9 protein-coding genes are annotated in these 16,536 nt (G+C 69.6%); 4 read left to right on the plus strand and 5 right to left on the minus strand.

Annotated elements, in window-relative coordinates:
* Window positions 1-10: 10 nt before the first annotated feature.
* The 3 genes from GH266_RS22240 to GH266_RS22250 all read right to left on the minus strand — a co-directional run bounded on the left by GH266_RS22240 (window position 11) and on the right by GH266_RS22250 (window position 4,377).
* Window positions 11-1,948, minus strand: a complete 1,938-nt coding sequence (locus GH266_RS22240; protein ID WP_158195790.1) for a sigma-54-dependent Fis family transcriptional regulator — start codon at window positions 1,946-1,948, stop codon at window positions 11-13.
* Window positions 1,949-2,116: 168 nt separating this feature from the next.
* Window positions 2,117-3,571, minus strand: a complete 1,455-nt coding sequence (locus tag GH266_RS22245; protein WP_158195791.1) for an NAD-dependent succinate-semialdehyde dehydrogenase — start codon at window positions 3,569-3,571, stop codon at window positions 2,117-2,119.
* Between the two features lie 89 nt (window positions 3,572-3,660).
* Window positions 3,661-4,377, minus strand: a complete 717-nt coding sequence (locus tag GH266_RS22250; protein ID WP_158195792.1) for a GntR family transcriptional regulator — start codon at window positions 4,375-4,377, stop codon at window positions 3,661-3,663.
* A 285-nt stretch (window positions 4,378-4,662) separates the two neighbouring features.
* On the opposite strand from GH266_RS22250, the gene GH266_RS22255 reads away from it, so the two are divergent.
* Window positions 4,663-5,691 carry an Ldh family oxidoreductase gene (locus GH266_RS22255; RefSeq protein ID WP_158195793.1) on the plus strand — a complete coding sequence of 343 codons (1,029 nt, stop codon included), beginning with the start codon at window positions 4,663-4,665 and terminating at the stop codon, window positions 5,689-5,691.
* 223 nt (window positions 5,692-5,914) lie between these two features.
* On the opposite strand, the gene GH266_RS22260 is transcribed toward GH266_RS22255, so the two are convergent.
* Window positions 5,915-9,970 (minus strand): translocation/assembly module TamB domain-containing protein, encoded by a 4,056-nt coding sequence (locus tag GH266_RS22260; RefSeq protein WP_158195794.1) that lies wholly within the window; start codon window positions 9,968-9,970, stop codon window positions 5,915-5,917.
* Window positions 9,971-10,220: 250 nt separating this feature from the next.
* Window positions 10,221-12,086, minus strand: a complete 1,866-nt coding sequence (locus GH266_RS22265) for an autotransporter assembly complex protein TamA (protein WP_158195795.1) — start codon at window positions 12,084-12,086, stop codon at window positions 10,221-10,223.
* A 566-nt stretch (window positions 12,087-12,652) separates the two neighbouring features.
* Between GH266_RS22265 and GH266_RS22270 the strand changes: the two genes are divergently transcribed.
* The 3 genes from GH266_RS22270 to GH266_RS22280 all read left to right on the plus strand — a co-directional run bounded on the left by GH266_RS22270 (window position 12,653) and on the right by GH266_RS22280 (window position 16,514).
* Window positions 12,653-13,786 (plus strand): polysaccharide biosynthesis/export family protein, encoded by a 1,134-nt coding sequence (locus tag GH266_RS22270; RefSeq protein WP_158195796.1) that lies wholly within the window; start codon window positions 12,653-12,655, stop codon window positions 13,784-13,786.
* Between the two features lie 93 nt (window positions 13,787-13,879).
* Window positions 13,880-15,232, plus strand: a complete 1,353-nt coding sequence (locus GH266_RS22275) for a capsule biosynthesis protein (RefSeq protein ID WP_158195797.1) — start codon at window positions 13,880-13,882, stop codon at window positions 15,230-15,232.
* Window positions 15,216-16,514, plus strand: a complete 1,299-nt coding sequence (locus tag GH266_RS22280) for a capsule biosynthesis protein (protein ID WP_158195798.1) — start codon at window positions 15,216-15,218, stop codon at window positions 16,512-16,514. The genes GH266_RS22275 and GH266_RS22280 overlap by 17 nt, the downstream gene beginning before the upstream one ends.
* Window positions 16,515-16,536: the final 22 nt, after the last annotated feature.

Raw genomic sequence — 16,536 nt, forward strand, 5'->3', positions numbered from 1 at the left:
CCGGCGCAGGTCAACCGGGGCGTAGGCCGCCGCGTTTCAGCCAGCGATGCACGGTGGAGCGGTTGACGCCGAGCCGGCGCGCCAGTGCCGAGACGTTGCCGCCGCACGCTGCCAGTTCGCGCAAGAGGTCGTCCGGGCGCGCAGGCCCTTCATCGTCGCGGGTCCTGACCGGCGGCAGCGGCGAGGGCGCCGGGCGGAACGCCTGTCCCGCGCCCGGCCGGCCGATCTGCTCGGGCAGCGCCTCGGCATCGATCCTGTCCCCGTCGGACAGGGCGGCGGCGACCTTCAGCGCGTTGTGCAATTCGCGCAGGTTCCCCGGCCAGTGATGGGCGCGCAGCGCCATGCGCGCGCCCGGGGACAGACGGGGACTTCGGCCGGTCTCGGCGGCGATCCGCGCCAGCATGCGCTCGGCGAGGATATCGAAGTCCAGCCGCTCGCGCAGGGGCGGCAGGGTGAAGGTCGCGGCGTTGAGCCGGTAGTAGAGGTCCTCGCGAAAGCGCCCTTCGGCGACCAGGCGGCCGAGATCCCGGTGCGAGGCGGAGATCAGCTTCAGCCGCACGGGCCGCGCCTTCAGCGCACCCACGGGCTGCACCTCGCCCTCCGACAGGACGCGCAGGAGGCGGCTTTGCAGGGACAGCGGCATGTCGCCGATCTCGTCGAGGAACAGCGTGCCGCCGGCCGCCGCCTCGATCAGGCCGGTCTTGCCGCGCGGCGCCGCGCCGGTGAAGGCGCCCGGCGCATAGCCGAACAGCTCGGACTCGATCAGGTGCTCCGGGATCGCGGCGCAGTTCACGGCAACGAAAGGACCGGGGCGCTCGCGGCTCTCGTGGATGGCGCGGGCGAGAACCTCCTTGCCCGTCCCGGTCTCGCCGTGGATCAGGATCGGGATGTCGAGCCCGGCCAGCCGCGACACCCGCGCCAGCATCGCCTCCATGCGCGGATCGCCGAAGCTGAGGCTGGAGAGCGCGCCCGGCAGGCGCGGTCGGGCGGTCGCCGGCCCGCGCGGCGCCACCACCGGCGCGATGGAGCTGGCGAAGAAGGCCGAGCCGTCGCGCGCCCGCAGCACCCGTTCCCGGTCGGCGCCGCCGCGCATGTAGCGGGGCAGGTCGTCGATATCGATCTCGAAGAACCGGTCGATCCGCTCGCCGATCAGATCGCGCGCGGTGAAGGCGGTCAGGTTCATCGCCCGCGCCAGCGCGTTGAAGCCGCCATGGGTGATGCCGGTGACGCGGCCGGTACCGTCGAGCGACAGCGCCGCGTCCGGGTCGACGTCGAGAAAGTCCGGCAGGCGCGACAGCCGCAGCACCCAGTCGTTGCGGGTGCGCGAGATCAGGTTGGCAAGCTCGATCCGCCGGGCGGTGGCGGCGACCAGATGCAGCGCCAGCTGCTGGCTGGCCTTGGCGGTGGGCGAGCGCAGCTGCGAGATGTCGAGCACGGCGGTGAGATCGCCGAGCGTGTCGTAGATCGGCGCGGCGGTGCAGGTCAGGCCGATATGGCTGCTGTCGAAATGGTCGTCCTGGTGGATCACCACCGGCTTTCCGGAGACGATGCAGGCGCCGACCGCGCAGGTGCCGGCGCGGTTTTCCGACCATTCGGAGCCGAGATAGAGCCCGGCCTTGCGCAGCTGGTTGTCGAAGGTCGGATCGCCCATGAACTCGACCGTGACGCCGCGCGCATCCGACAGCAGCAGCACGTATTTCTGCTCGGCGACCTGATCGAACAGCGTTTCCAGGCCGCTGCGGCCGATGCGGATCAGCTCTTCGGCCTGCTCGCGGTGCTCGCGCAGGGTCGTCTGCGGAACGATATAGGCTTCCTGCGCCTGTGCCGGGTCGAGCCGGTAGTCGTTGACGCAGCGCAGCCACGACTGGACGACAGGCGTATCGCGTCCGCTCGTCCCGCCCATGGCGACACGTTCGATCTCCCTGATGTGCGACAGGGCCGACACCATGGCTATTTCCTCCCGCCGCGATGCTCGCATGGCCGGGCGCCCCTCACAAGGCGGGATCGGGAGTTTGGTGCCAAAGGAGGAGGCGGTGCGGGCCCGAAACGCCGCGCGCCACAATGCAAAAGGGCCGCCCCGGAGGGCGGCCCTTCGCTTATTCGAAGTAGGGCAGGATCAAAGCCCCAGCCCGCCGACGCAGGCGTATTTGATGTTGAGGTAGTCCTCGACGCCGTATTTCGAGCCCTCGTTGCCGAGGCCGGAATCCTTGACGCCGCCGAAGGGGGCGACCTCGGTGGTGATCAGCCCCTCGTTGACGCCGACCAGCCCGTATTCCAGCGCCTCCATGACGCGGAAGGCGCGCCCCAGATCCTGGGTGTAGAAGTAGCAGGCAAGGCCGTATTCGGTGTCGTTGGCCCGCGCCACCGCCTCGTCTTCCGTGTCGAAGCGGAAGAGGGGAGCGAGCGGCCCGAAGGTTTCCTCGCGCGCAACCTTCATCTCGGGCGTCGCACCCACGACCAGCGTCGGCTCGAAGAAGCTGCCGCCATTGGCGTGACGCTTGCCGCCCGCGAGCACCTTGCCGCCCTTGGCGAGCGCGTCCTGGATGTGCTCCTCCACCTTCTCCACCGCCTTGCCGTCGATCAGCGGGCCTTGCGTCACGCCTTCTTCCAGGCCGTTGCCGACCTTGAGCGCGGCGATGGCTGCCTTGAGCTTCTCCGCGAAGGCGTCATAGACGCCGGCCTGCACGTAGATGCGGTTGGCGCACACGCAGGTCTGGCCGGAATTGCGGAACTTTGAGACCATCGCCCCTTCGACCGCCGCGTCGAGATCGGCATCGTCGAAGACGATGAAGGGCGCATTGCCGCCGAGCTCCATCGAGATCTTCTTCATGTGGGCGGAGGCGTTGGAGGCGAGCGTCTTGCCGACCGCCGTCGAGCCGGTGAAGGTGATCTTGCGCAGATGCGGGTTCTCGCACATCTCCGCTGCGATCTCGGCGGCCGAGCCGGTGATGACGTTGACCACCCCGCGCGGGAAGCCGACTTCCTCGGCGAGCGCGGCAAGGGCGAGCGCGGAGAACGGCGTCTGGCTCGCCGGCTTGATCACCATGGTGCAGCCAGCGGCGAGCGCCGCGCCCAGCTTGCGCGAGATCATCGAGTGGGGGAAGTTCCATGGGGTGATCGCGCCGGTGACGCCGACCGGCTCCTTGGTCACCAGGATGCGCTTGCCGCGCCAGGGCGAGGGGATGATGTCGCCGTCGATGCGCTTGGCCTGTTCGGCGAAGAAGCGGACATATTTCACGCCGAGCGCGATCTCGCCCTTCGCCTCGGCCAGCGGCTTGCCCATCTCGGTGGTGAGGATCTCGGCCAGCGCGTCGTGATTGGCCAGGATCGCGTCGCACAGCTTGTGCATCAGGGCGCCGCGCTCTTCCGCCGTCGTCGCCTTCCAGTCCTGGAAGGCGAGATAGGCAGCCTCGATGGCGCGCGCCGTCTCCGCCCGGCCGCAGCGCGGCACGGTGCCGACGATCTCGCCGGTCGCCGGATTGTCGACCTCGATCACCGATCCGGTATCGGCATGGGTCCACAATCCGCCGATATGGCAGGACTGCTTGAAGAGCCTGTGGTCGCTGATCATTCTTGCACTCCCGTTGTTGTTGTCGCGGGCCGGCCGAAGAGGCTCCAGGGCCGGTCGTCGTCCTGTCGGGGCCGCGTGCGGCCCGAAGTTCAGCGCAGCGTCACGGAATAGACGAGGTCCTGCGTGTTGCAGGCGCTCACCCGCCATTCGACCGGGATTCCCTCAAGATCATAGGCGAGGCGGTCGACGGCCAGCAACGGAAAGCCCTTTGAAACCCCAAGAAAGCCGGCCTGCTCCGCATCGGCAGCGACCGAGCGCAGCTCCTCGTGCACCACGGTGACCATCACACGGAATTCGCTCTGGTACATGGCATAAAGCGCCTGCGGCAGCCGCAAGTTCCCGATGCCGGCAAACCGCGCGCCCGGCAGCACGATCCGCTCGATCAGGACCACGTGGCCGTCGAGACTGCGCTCGCGAAAGATCCGCACCACCGGGGCGCCCTCGGAAAGTTGCAGCCGTGCGGCCTCCGCCGCATCCGCCGTGCCGTCTTCGACATGGGTCCGGCGCAGCTCCGGCGTCAGCCTCTCGCCCCCCGGGCGGGCGAGAAAGAAGAACTGGAATATCGGCCGCGCCGCCTGCGGCTGGCGGGCAAAGCTGCCCTTGCCCTGGCGCCGCTCGATCAGGCCCTCTGCGGCCAGCGTCTCGACCGCCTTGCGCAGAGTGCCCTGGGCGACGCCGAACTCGCCGGCCAGCGCCTGTTCGCTCGGCAGCCTGTGGCCCGGCGGCCAGCTGCCGTCGGTCAGCCGGGTGCGCAGGATCTCCTCGACCCGGCGGTAGAGCGGACTGTATCCGGCCTTGGCGATCATGGCGGGGGCCTCATGTGAGCCGGAGGGCGGGCGGGTTCGTCGTCTCTCGAGCTTTGCATCCGATCATTCATCAGACAAATATCTTATACAAGAATGTGGCGAAGGTTTTGCCCGTCAATCGGCTTGGGTCGCTTTCGCAGGGGGCTGCCGGCCGCCGGGGACGAAGACGCCTCTTTCCGCGCGGCGCGAAGCGGTCTAAACGGCGGGAAGACCCGGCGCTACCTAGCGCCGCAGCCCTTCATCCCGGCCCTTCATCCCGGCCGTGCCGACCACGAAAGCCCCGCCATGTCCTCCCCGGTCACCCTCACGCTGGACGAGGCTGGCGCCTTTGCCCGCGCCGCCCTCATCGCTGCGAATACCTCCGCCGAAAACGCCGAATCCGTCGCCCGCGCGCTTGTTGCCGCCGAGGCCGACGGCCAGGCCGGCCACGGCCTGTCGCGCGTCTCCTCCTATGCCGCCCAGTCGAAGAGCGGCAAGGTCGACGGCCATGCGGTGCCGGACTTCTCGCGCCCAGCTCCGGCCTTGCTGCGGGTCGATGCGGGCCTGGGCTTTGCCTATCCCGCCTTCGATCTGGTGATCGACGCGCTGCCCGGCATTGTTGCGGAAACCGGCATCGGCCTTGCCGCCATCCGCCGCTCGCATCACTTCGGCCAGGCCGGCGCCCATTGCGAGAAGCTGGCCGAAAAGGGCCTCGTCGCCTTCGTCTTCGGCAATGCGCCCAAGGCCATCGCGCCCTGGGGCGGGCGCAAGCCGCTGTTCGGCACCAATCCGATCGCCTTCGCCGCGCCGCTGCCCGAGGGCCGCGCGCCGCTGGTGATCGATCTCGCCGTCTCGCGCGTGGCGCGCGGACGCATCCTGTCGGCGCAAAAGGCCGGCCTGCCGATCCCTGAAGGGTGGGCGCTCGACGTCGACGGCAACCCGACGACCGATGCCGATGCGGGCATGGCGGGCACGATGATCCCCATCGGCGAGGCCAAGGGCGCAGCGCTTGCCCTGATGGTGGAGGTGATGGCCGCCGCTCTGGTCGGGGCGAGCCTTGCCTTCGAGGCCTCCAGCTTGTTCACGGGCGAGGGGGCCGCGCCCGACCTCGGCCAGACGGTGATCGCCATCGATCCGGGCATGAGTTCGGCCGGCGCCTATGGCGAGCGGATGGAGACGCTGGTCGCGGCCATCGAGGCAGAGGACGGGGTGCGCCTGCCGGGCTCGCGCCGGCTGGAGGCGCGCGCCCGCGCCGCCCGCGAGGGGCTGACTATCCCCGCAGCGGTGCATGCGGAAATCGCGGCGCTGGCCGGAGAGGATTGGCGCAACGCGTAAGGGGATTTCTTCGGCGAGCCACACGCTCGCTTGTCATGCCTTCGAAGGCAGGCATCCAGTATCCGCCGGGGTAGTTGGCAGGGACGCTGGCGGATGCGGCTTTGTGCCGGCGCCGAGGCCTGGGCCGCACGACCTGTGGTTACTGGGTCCCGGTCTTCGGCTACGCCGAAACCGGGACGACAACCGGGAGCTGACCGCGCGCCATCGCACGGGCTCTCATGCGCTACTTGCCGAATTCGCGCTCGAAGAAGATGCCGGCCTTGGACTCGCCGTCCGCGCCGACCTCGCCGCGCAGCTTCAGCGACTTGGTGACGTCGATATCGACGGTGACGCGGCTGGAGCCGGCCTCCGTGCCCTGCCTGACGCCGAGATAGATGTTGTCGCTGAGGTACTTGCCGACGGCGAGCGAGGGGCCGGAGGTTCCGTCGGTTTCCAGGTCGATGGCATCGACGCCCAGCGACTGGCGCAGCGCGCCGAGCGGGCCCTCGCCGCTGCCGCCGGTGAGCGCCAGCACGGAGGCGCCGAGCTGGGCGATCTGGGTGGGCGAGAGCTGGCTCATCGAGCGGTCGAACAGGAACTGCGCCAGCACTTCGTCCTGCGGCAGCTGCGGCGAGGAGGTGAAGGCGATGTCCGGCTGCGCCGCCGGGCCGGTGACGCTGATGGTCACCTGCGCGCTGCTGGTCTGCGAGGTGGCGGCAAAGTCCAGCCGCGGCATCAGGGAGCCGGTGAAGCTGACGTCGCCCCGGTTGAACTGGACGCGGCGGGTCAGCACCTGCATCAAGCCGCGGCGCATGTTGAACGAGCCGATGGCCTGCGGGTCGGCGGTGGTGCCGACGATGCGCAAGGTGCCGCCCATCTCCGCGTCGAGGCCGCGGCCGCGCACGAAGATGCGCCCCGGAGCGGAGACGTTGACATCGAGGCTGATCGGCCGGCTGCCGCCGCCGCCGGACCTGCCCTCGTCGCGGGCGAGCGCCGCATCCTGCAGGCGCACCGCTTCCGGCGCGTTGACATGGGTCACCGCGAGGGGATTGATTGCCCCCGGCAGGCTGCTGGGAATGGTGATGTCGGCACGGGCGACGTTGACGTTACCCTCCAGCCGGGCACCGCGCGCCTGGTCGGCGAGGGGACCGGTGAGGCGCAGGTCGGCACTGAGCGTCGCCTGCACCACCCGTCCGTCGGAATAGCGCCCGTCGCGCACCTGCACCCTGAGGTCCGCCGGCATGCCGGCATCCAGGCCGATGCGCCCGCCGGCCGACAGGTTACCCCCGGCGGCGATGGCTGCGTTAAGATCGTTGATCGCAACACCTGAATTGTCGACAGCGATGCTGCCGGTGAAATTCTGCAAGGTGAGGCCGGAGGCGAGCTGCGTCAGCGAGAGCTGGCGCGGCTGCAACGTGATGCTGTAGCGCGGCGCGGCGAAGGAGCCGGTGACCCTGCCGGAGACGGCAAGCCCGCCCTGGCCGGAAAAGCCCGACAGGATCAGCCGCTGGCGCGCCGCACCGACCGGAACGTTGCCGCTGAGCGTGATGTCGAGGGCACCCGGCGCTGCAATGGCGACGGTGCCGGCGGCAGTGAGCGCCAGCCCGTCGGCGCCGGTAATGTCGGTGGTCTGCGTCACCCGGCCGCCCTGGAAGCGCCCGGTGGAACGCAGGCCGACGGCGGCAAGGCCGTTTTCGCGCAAGGGCGCGGCGGAGAGGTTGGCGACCGACAGCGACCATTCGGCCTGCGGGTCTGCGGCCGCACCGCGAACGGTGACCGTTCCCGAGGCGCTGCCGGTGGGAGACACGCCGGGGGCAAGCGGGGCGAGCGCCGTCAGCGGCAGGGCGTTGATCCGCGCGTCGATAGCGAGGCGGTCGCCGGCGGTGCCGCTGACATCGATCCGGCCTTCGCCGATCCGCAGTCCCAGGTTCTCGATTGTGGTGGTGCCGTCGGCGATGGAAATGCGGGCTTCCTGCGCCAGCCGGGTGGCAAGGCCGCGATAGCGCCCCTGAAGCGAGGACAGCAGCACGTCGAGCCCGGTGTCGGTCGGCTGCAGCGCCGCCGTCAGGGTGACGCCGTCGGCGTTGGTTCCCTGCGACAGACGGGCATCCAGCTCGATATCGGTGCGCGTTCCCTGCGTGGTCGCGGTCGCGGTCACCGTCTCGATGGCGGTGCCGCCGGCCGTGATGCCGCCGAGCCGCGCCTCGCCGGAGAGCGTCGGTGCGGCAAACCCGCCGCGCGCGGTGCCCGAGGCGGAAAGCCGCGCGATCCGGTTGCCGGCAACCGCGATATCCTCGCCCTGCAAGGTCAGTTGCGCCCGCTGGTCGGCGCCCGTTCCCGTCAGCGCCAGCTTGCCCGACAACGCACCTTCCAGCTCCGTGAGGGCCAGGGTCGAGAGCTCGGAGAGCTTCGGCGCGGCGATGTCGAGCGAGCCGGTGACCGTGCCGAGCGCATCCGCGAGATCGCCGATCTCGAAGGCGCCGGTGATCCGGTTTTCCCCCGTGGCCAGAGAGAAGGTCGGGATCGTGACGCCCGCGCCCTTCGGCTCCGCGTCGATCTCGACATCCAGCCGGTTGCCGTCGATCGAGCCGCGCGCCTGGATGTTCGCCGACAGCGCGTCCGGCGCAGTGGTCGCCGTGACGTCGACCTCGAGATCCGTGACCGGCTTGCCGGCGAGCTGCAAGGCCTCGGCCGTGAGCGTCGCGGCAATGTCGGGGCCGGTGAGCGCGCCCTTGGCCGTGCCCTCGATCCGGGCCGCGCCCACGACCTGCGGTGCGAAGCGGGCAAGGTCGGCCAGCGTCACCGTGTAGCTGCCGTCGACGGTCTCCGCCGTCACTGTGCCGTCGAACGTCGTCTCGATGCCGTTCAGCGTCAGGGTGAGGGCGTCGATCTTAGCGCCCGGAGCGGCAGGGTCGACGGTGGCGCGCGCGTCGAGCGTCAGCGGCCCGGCGAGCATGTCCGCCCCCTCGATCAGCGGCTGCAGGTGGCGCGCGGTGAGTTTCGCGGTGACGCCGAGCGGGGCATCCGCCGCGGTGGTGTCGAGGCCTTCGCCGGCAAGGCGCAGGCCGATGCCCTCGAGCTGGGCTTCGGTGGTTTGCACCCGCGCGCTGTCGAGCGCCAGCGACCAGTCGAGCGCATCGCGCGGGCCGCTGGCGGTCAGCGAAAGGGTGGTCTCGCCGATGGTGATCAGCCTGTCGGGCAGCTCGACGCCGATCATCGCGCCGTCGCCGGCCGACAGGCGCATGTCGGCGCTGGCATCGATCCGCCCGTCCTCGGGCAGGTCGGCGCGGAAGCTGGAGGAGAGGGTGCCGGTCTCAAGGGTGCCTTGCGCCCGCCGCGGCGCGAAGTCGCGGGTGAGGATAACCTCCGCGTCCAGCACCGTGCGGCCCATCACCAGTGCGGCGGCGACCGGCGGGGCGAGGGCGGAAAGCTCGCCCTCCAGCCGCGCGGTCAGCTGGCGGGTGTCCCCGGTCTCGGCAAGGCGGGCGGTGCCGGCGATCTCCGTGCGTCCGTCGAGCGCCAGCGACATCTGCGCCTGCCAGTCGTCGAGCGGGCCGTCGCCCTTCAGCGCGACATCGAGCGCCGGCAGGCCCTCGATCTGCAGAAGGCGGGCGGCAAGTCCGCCGCGCGGCTCCTTCACCGTGACGTCGAAGAACAGTTCCTCCGCCTGCGGCATGAAGCGCACGGTCGCGGCGATGTCGCCCGGCGTGCCGTCGATGCGGCTTATGGCGAGCTCGGCATTGGCCGCCTGCGGCGCGTCGGAAAGGCTCGCCTGCGCCTGCGCGGTCAGGCGCACCGGCGTGCCGACGACGGGGGCGGCGATGTCGATCTCCGCGATCCGCGCCTGGCCGAGGCGGAAGGGCAGCAGCGGCACCGAGCCGCCGGTGTCGCTCTGTGTCTTTGAGGGGACGGGCAGGCGGGCGAACGAAACGCGGGCAACGTCGATGGCTTCGACATCGATGGTGCCCGACAGGAGCGCCAGCGGGTGCCAGGCGAGCCGCGCCTGCTCGACCGTCAGGTAGGTGCCGGCAGCGTCCGAAACCTCGACCCGCTCGACGCTGGCATCGAGGCCCCAGCCGACCTGCAAGCCGGCAAGCCGCACGCCGCCGTCCGGGCCGCCGGCAATGTCGTTGACCAGCGCCACGACCGCGTTGCGCCCGGCCTCCGTCTGCAGCGCGCCGAGCAGCCCGAGCACCAGCAGGGGCACGATCACCACGATGGCGACGAGCACGCGCAGCAGCAACCGGGCGGTGCTGCGCAGGAAGGAGCGGGAACGGCGGCGGGCTGGCGAGGCGGTCAACTTATGCACCCCGACGAGCTGAAAAACGAGTCGTCATGAAAAGACTTATCCCGCAATCTTGAAGCGAAATCATGGCGTCCCGGGAGACCGGCCTGAATCGGTCTCTCAAGGCGTTGAATCGGAATCGGAACCTTATCGCTCGATCCTATGTCCCTGGAATGATTCGCAGAATCGGATTTCGAGACGGATTTTGCAAAATTTCGAGAAATTTTGCGTTCCAGGGGTCCAAACCGTCTCAATTTCTCGAAAATCAGAACGCCTGGCTGAGGCCGACATAGACGGCGAAGCTCGGGTCGTCCTTTTCCGGGTTGAGCGGTACGGCGACGTCCAGCCGGAGCGGTCCGACCGGGGTGAAGTAGCGGATGCCGGCACCGACGCCGACCTTCAGCCCTTCGGAAAAATCCGGATAGACCGCGCTGAAGCTGTTGCCGGCATCGACGAAGCCGACGAGGCCGATCGTCTCGGTGACCTTCATCCGCACTTCTGCCGAGGCCTCCACATAGGAGCGCCCGCCGGTGACCTCGCCGGCGATCCGCGGGCCGACATTGCGATAGGCATAGCCGCGGATCGAGCCGCCGCCGCCGGAGAAGAAGCGCCGGGCCGCCGGCACCGCCCGCACGGACGGGGCGATGATGCTGCCGGCGCCGAGGCGGCCGGCGAGCACGAAGCGCCGCGCGTCGTCCAGCGCCTGGTAGGCGGAGACCTGCGCCTTGGTGAAGAGCATGAAGTTGCCGCCCTTGGCGTCGTAGGCGGGCTCGGCGAAGGCGACGGCGTTGATGCCCTTGGTCGGGTTCAGCTTGTCGTCGCGGGTGTCGTAGGCGATCTCGCCGATGATGCCGGTGAGCAGGTAGGTGCGGTCGCCGAAGACGTCCTGCTCGTCGGCGAACTGCACCTCGGCGCCGACCCGCGCCGACAGCTGGTCGCTGAACTCGCGCCGCACGAAGGCATCCAGCGTGACGTTGCGGCTGCGATAGGCGTCGGGGATTTCCTGCTTAGCGCTGAGGCTTGTCGTGAAGGTGGTCAGCGGCCCGAAGGCGCCGGGCTTCTCGAAGGCGATGCGGCCGGCATATTCCAGGTCCGACAGGCTGTTGTCGCCGAGGCGGCCGACCGAGCCCTCGATGCTGAGCAACTCGCCGCGGCCGAACAGGTTGCGCCGGCGCCAATAGGCCTCGACGCCGAAGCCTTCCGAGCTCGACCAATTGGCGCCGACGCCGATGACGTTGCGCTTGCGCTCGGAGACCTCGATGGTCATCGGCAGGCGCCCGTCCGGGCCGACCTGCTCGCCCGGCACGATGCGCACGGAGGAGAAGATGCCGAGGTCGGAGAGCCGCTTGGTGGCGCGCTCGATGGCTTGCGGAGAGTATTGCTCGCCCTCCGGCAGCATGGCCTGGGTGACGACGAAATCGGGATCGGTCGCCTCGGTGCCGCTGACCGTGACCTCGCCGAAGCGCGCGTCCCGTCCGGGCGCTGCGACGAGGCGCACATCCAGCCGGTTGGTGGCGTGGTCGGCGACGATCTCGCGCCGCTCGATCCTGGCGAAGGGATAGCCGGCCGACTTCAGGTCGGCGACGATGCGCTGCTCGGCGCGCAGCACCTTCTCGGAATTGGCGGTTTCGCCTCGCACCAGCCCGTAGCTTTCCGGCGTGCCGACGAGCGCGTCCTGCGCGGTGCTTTCGACCGACAGGCTGCCGAAGGAAAACAGCGGGCCGGGCGACACGCGGATCGTCACCGGAACGGGGCGCGGGCCGGGCAGGGAGGGCATGCGCAGCGCCGCCTCCAGCGTCAGACCGGCGACGCGGATGTCGACGGTGCCGGCATAGTAGCCCTCGACATAGAGCCGGCCGACAAGACGCTCGAAGTCGGAATTGGCGCGGGCGATCAGCCCGGCCTCGCCCGAAGGCGGACGGGCGGCATCGCTGACGAGTTCGGAGGTGCTTTCCAGCTTGCCCTTGAGCTCGTCCTCGCCGGTGCCGGACAGCGACAGGGTGACCGTGTAGGGGAAGGGATCGACGACGGCGGTCGCCGCTTCGCTCTCCGACTTGCCGAAGGGCAGCCAGCCGAGCAGGTCGAGGGCGGAGGCGGGGGCCGCGGACAGGCCGAGCAAGGTGCCGGCCATCAGCGCAGCACAAAGGGGGCGCCGACGATGGTCCCGCCGTGCCGTCCTCGCATTCCCCGTCAAAAACGCCGACGAGTCTGCCGCCCGGATCTCGTTGATACGCACGAGACATCCTGTTCCGGTTGAGCCCGAAAGGTCCTTCATCGACCCATCTTGTAAGCCTAAGGCTAGGCCCGAATGGTTGACCGGTTCTGAACCGGCGGTCCCGTCCGGACCAATTCGCTCACCATATGGCATGTTTCATGCGCTTTGACGAATCTCGTGCCGCCGCGGATTCGCCAGGTCGGCGCCTGCCGTTAGGCGCCGATGCCCGCCCTGCCGCAGGGGGAGAAGCGCCGGGCGCTGCTGCCGCTCCCGTCGAAAGTCGGCCCACAAATGCCTGAAAACCGGGACAATTTTGTCAGATTCATTTTCTGTTTGATTAACCAATGGGGTAAACAATGTTGCCGATGAACAACAGGTGCCGGGCTTGCGGCGGCGCGCGTCCATCCAGCTTGGACACCCGCCCGAGAGGGTGCTAACAGAAGCGGGCGTGACACGTCCGGAATGTCACTACCGAGGCCTTGATGCGTTTCTTGTTCCCTGTTTTCCTTGCGTTTTCGCTCGCAGGCTGTGCCGGCCTGCCGGGGCAGGGACCGGCTGCGATCACCATCACCTCCGAAGAGATCGAGGGCGACGCGGTCAGCTCGGACTACGTGCTGCTGTCGCTGGACCGTGCGACGGTCGCGGCGGTGCACGATTACCGCCCGGCGCTGTTCTCCCGCCATTTCGCCAAGGTGCCCGGCGCCGGCCGCTCGACGCGCCTTGGCATCGGCGACCGCCTGGTCGTGACGATCTGGGAAGCGGCGCCCGAGGGCCTGTTCTCCACCACCGACGGCAAGAACGTCTCCGTGCCCGTGGTGGTCGACGAGGCCGGCTACATCTTCATTCCCTATGCCGGCCGCATCCAGGCGAACGGCCTGTCGGTCGAGGGCCTGCGCTCCTCGATCCAGGAGCGGCTGAAGGGCAAGGCCATCGAGCCGCAGGTGCTGGTGCTGGTGGAAGGCAACGAGAGCAGCGGCGTTGTCGTGGTCGGCGACGTGATGAAGCCCGGCCAGTACACCATGTCGGTGCGCGGCATGCGCCTGCTGGAAGCGGTGGCGCGGGCCGGCGGCTCGCGCGAGGCGACCTACGAGACGGTGGTGACGGTCAAGCGCGGCTCGCGCTCGGGCGAGGCGCGCCTCGTCGACCTGATCGAATATCCGGAAAACAACATCTGGCTGACGCCGGGCGACAACGTGCTGGTGACGCACAAGCCGCGCACCTTCTCCGCCTTCGGCGCGGTGCAGGCGACGCAGCTGGTGCCGTTCAAGACCGAATCGGTGACGCTGGCCGAGGGTCTGGCCCAGGTCGGCGGCCTGAAGGACTTCTTCGCCGATGCCGGCGGCATCTTCCTGTTCCGCTACGAGGACCGGGATCTGGTGCGCAAGATCCGCGGCGACGAGGTGGCGCAGAGGTTCTCCAAGACCAAGGTGCCGGTCGTCTACAAGCTGAACCTGCGCGCCGCCGAGGCGTTCTTCCTGGCCCGCTCGCTCGAGATGCGCGACAAGGACATCATCTACGTCGCCAATCATCCGACGGCGGAGTTCGGCAAGTTCCTGCAGATCATCGGCCCGCTGCTGTCCAGTGCCAGAACGGTCGACGCGCTGGCCGCCAATTGACGTCGGCCCTCGCCCCGGCGAGGGGACGTATGCCCGTGACGCCGCGAGCGGCAGGCTTTCGCCAACCGGCCGGCGCCGCAACGGACGCCTGACATGCCGCAAGAGACGCAAACGCGCACGGTGCTTTTCCTGCAGGGCCCGCCCTCGGATTTTCCGCGCGTCGTCGCGAACGAGCTGGAATCGCTCGGCCACCGCAGCTTGCGCATCAACCTCAGCCTGTCCGATTGGCTGCTGTGGCACGATGCCCGCTGCACCAGCTATCGCGGTAGCCTGAAGGCCTGGCCGGCCTATCTGGAAACCTATGTCCGCGAGCACGGCGTCACCGACATCGTCTTCTACCAGGACCGCTTTCCCTACCATTCGGCGGCCATCGAGGTCGGGGCGCGGCTCGGCCTGCGCACGGTCGCCTACGAGAACGGCTACCTGCGGCCCGACTGGATCACCGCCGAGCTGGACGGCATGTCGGCGCGCTCGCTGTTTCCCGACGACGTGCCGGCGATCCGCGAGGCGGCCTCGGTGCTGGCGCCCATCGACCTGACGGTGCGCTATCGCCATCCGTTCTGGCTGGAGGCGGTGCACGAGGTGACCTTCCACCTCGTCAACGCGATCCTCTTCATGTTCTGGCCGCGCTTCACCCAGGACAAGTTCTACCATCCGATCTTCGAGTATCTGGCGATGATCCCGCGGCTGGTCTTCGCCGGCCGGCGCGACCGCAACGCCAACATCCTGATTGCCGACCTGATCGAATCGCGCTGCCCGTATTTCGTCTTTCCGCTGCAGCTGCAGAGCGACTACCAGCTGCGCTACAACGCGCAATACGACCATCTGGCCGACGCGCTGGACGAGGTGCTGGCCTCCTTCGCCGCGAATGCGCATCTGGCGGCGCATCTGGTGGTGAAGATCCACCCGATGGACCAGGGCATCGAGCCGTGGGGGCGGATCGTGCGCCAGCTGGCGCGCAAGCACCGGGTCAAGCACCGGGTGCATCTGGTCGACGGCGGCCATCTGGTGACGCTGCTGGAGCATGCCTCCGGCGCGCTGATGGTCAACTCCACCACGGGCCTGCACGCGGTGCGGCTCGGCTGTCCGGTGAAGATCCTCGGCGTTGCCGTCTACGACCTGCCGGGCCTGACCTGCCAGCTGCCGCTCGACCGGTTCTGGCGCACGCCGCAGGCGCCCGATGCCGGCGTCTACGACGCGGTGCAGCGGCTGATGGGCCATGCGATCCAGATCCAGGGCAATTTCTACACGGTCGAGGGCAAGCAGGCGGCCGCGCGCGAGCTGGCCCGCCGGCTGACGCAGAATGCCGTCAACGAACCTGCCGCCTGCGTGCGTCCGGCGCCGCGCACGCCGCGGGCACAGCGGCTCGGCATTCCCATGACCTTCTCGCAGGAGATGCGCGCGCGCGGGCGTATCGGACGGTGGTGGCGTGCCTGGCGCGGGTGAAACGCGCGGGAGCCGCGCCCGGCATTTCCTGTTCCTGCAGGGGCCGCTGTCGCCGCTCTACCGGCGGATCGGCGCAAGGTTGGCCAAGGCCGGCCACGCGGTGACACGGGTCAATTTCTGCAGCGGCGACTGGCTGCACTGGCACGGGCGCGAATGCCGCTTCTGGCGCGGGCGGCTCGCCGACTGGCCGGCCGAGGCGGCGCGGCTGATGGAGGAGGGCGGCGTCACCGACCTCGTCCTGCATGGCGACACGCGGCCCTATCACCGCCCGGCGGTGCTGGCGGCGGAGGCACGCGGGATCGCCGTCCATGTCACCGAACTGGGGCTGGTGCGGCCGGGCTACATGACGCTGGCGCGCGGCGGGCTCGGCGCGCTGAGCCGGCTGCCGGACGATCCGGAGGCGATCCGCCGGGCGGCGGCGCGGCTGGGCGAGCCGGACCTGTCGCCCCGCTATCCCGGTTCCTTCGCGCTGGAGGCCTGGCAGGACGTTTCCTATCACCTGCCGAATGTCGCGGGCTTTGCCTTCCATCCGTTCTATCGCCGCCATACGCCGAGCCATCCGCTTGCCGATTACCTCGCCTGGGCGCGGCGGCTTGCCGGCGAGCGGCGACGCAGGCGAGAGGCGGCGCGCATCGAGGCGGAACTCCTGGCGGGCGACGCGCCGCTGTTCCTGCTGCCGCTGCAGGTGGAGGGGGATTACCAGATCCTGGCGCAGTCGCAGTTCGGCACCATGCGCGCGGCGCTGGACCACGTGATTGCGGCCTTTCGCGAGGCGGCGCCGAAAGCGGCCCGGCTGGTGGTGAAGGCGCATCCGCTCGACAATGGCGAGGTGGACTGGCGCGCCGAGATCGCGCGACATGCGGGCGCGGACGGGGGGCGGATCACCTTCCTCGACGGCGGGTCGCTGGCCGCACTCTTCCCGCGCCTTGCCGGGCTGGTGACGGTGAACTCGACCGCCGGGCTCGACGCGCTGCGGGCCGGGGTGCCGGTCGCGACGCTGACGCCGGCGCTCTACGACATGGCGGGGCTGACCCATCGCGGGCCGCTCGAGAGCTTCTGGCAGGCGCCAAGTGCGCCGGATCCGGCGCTGCTCGCCGACTTCCTGAAAGTGGTGGTGGCGAGCTCGCAGCTGCGCGGCTCGATCCACAATCGCGAGGGGCTGGACGAGGCCGTTGCGACGATGACGGCGCGGCTGCTGGACGAGACAGCGCTCGATCCGGAATGGCATGTGGAGCCGCCGCCGCGCCTTGCCCGCGCCCGCGCCATGGGGGTGCCGCTGTGAGCGCGTGGCCGAGATGCCGGCG

Source organism: Stappia indica (assembly GCF_009789575.1).
Classification (GTDB): Bacteria; Pseudomonadota; Alphaproteobacteria; order Rhizobiales; family Stappiaceae; genus Stappia; species Stappia indica_A.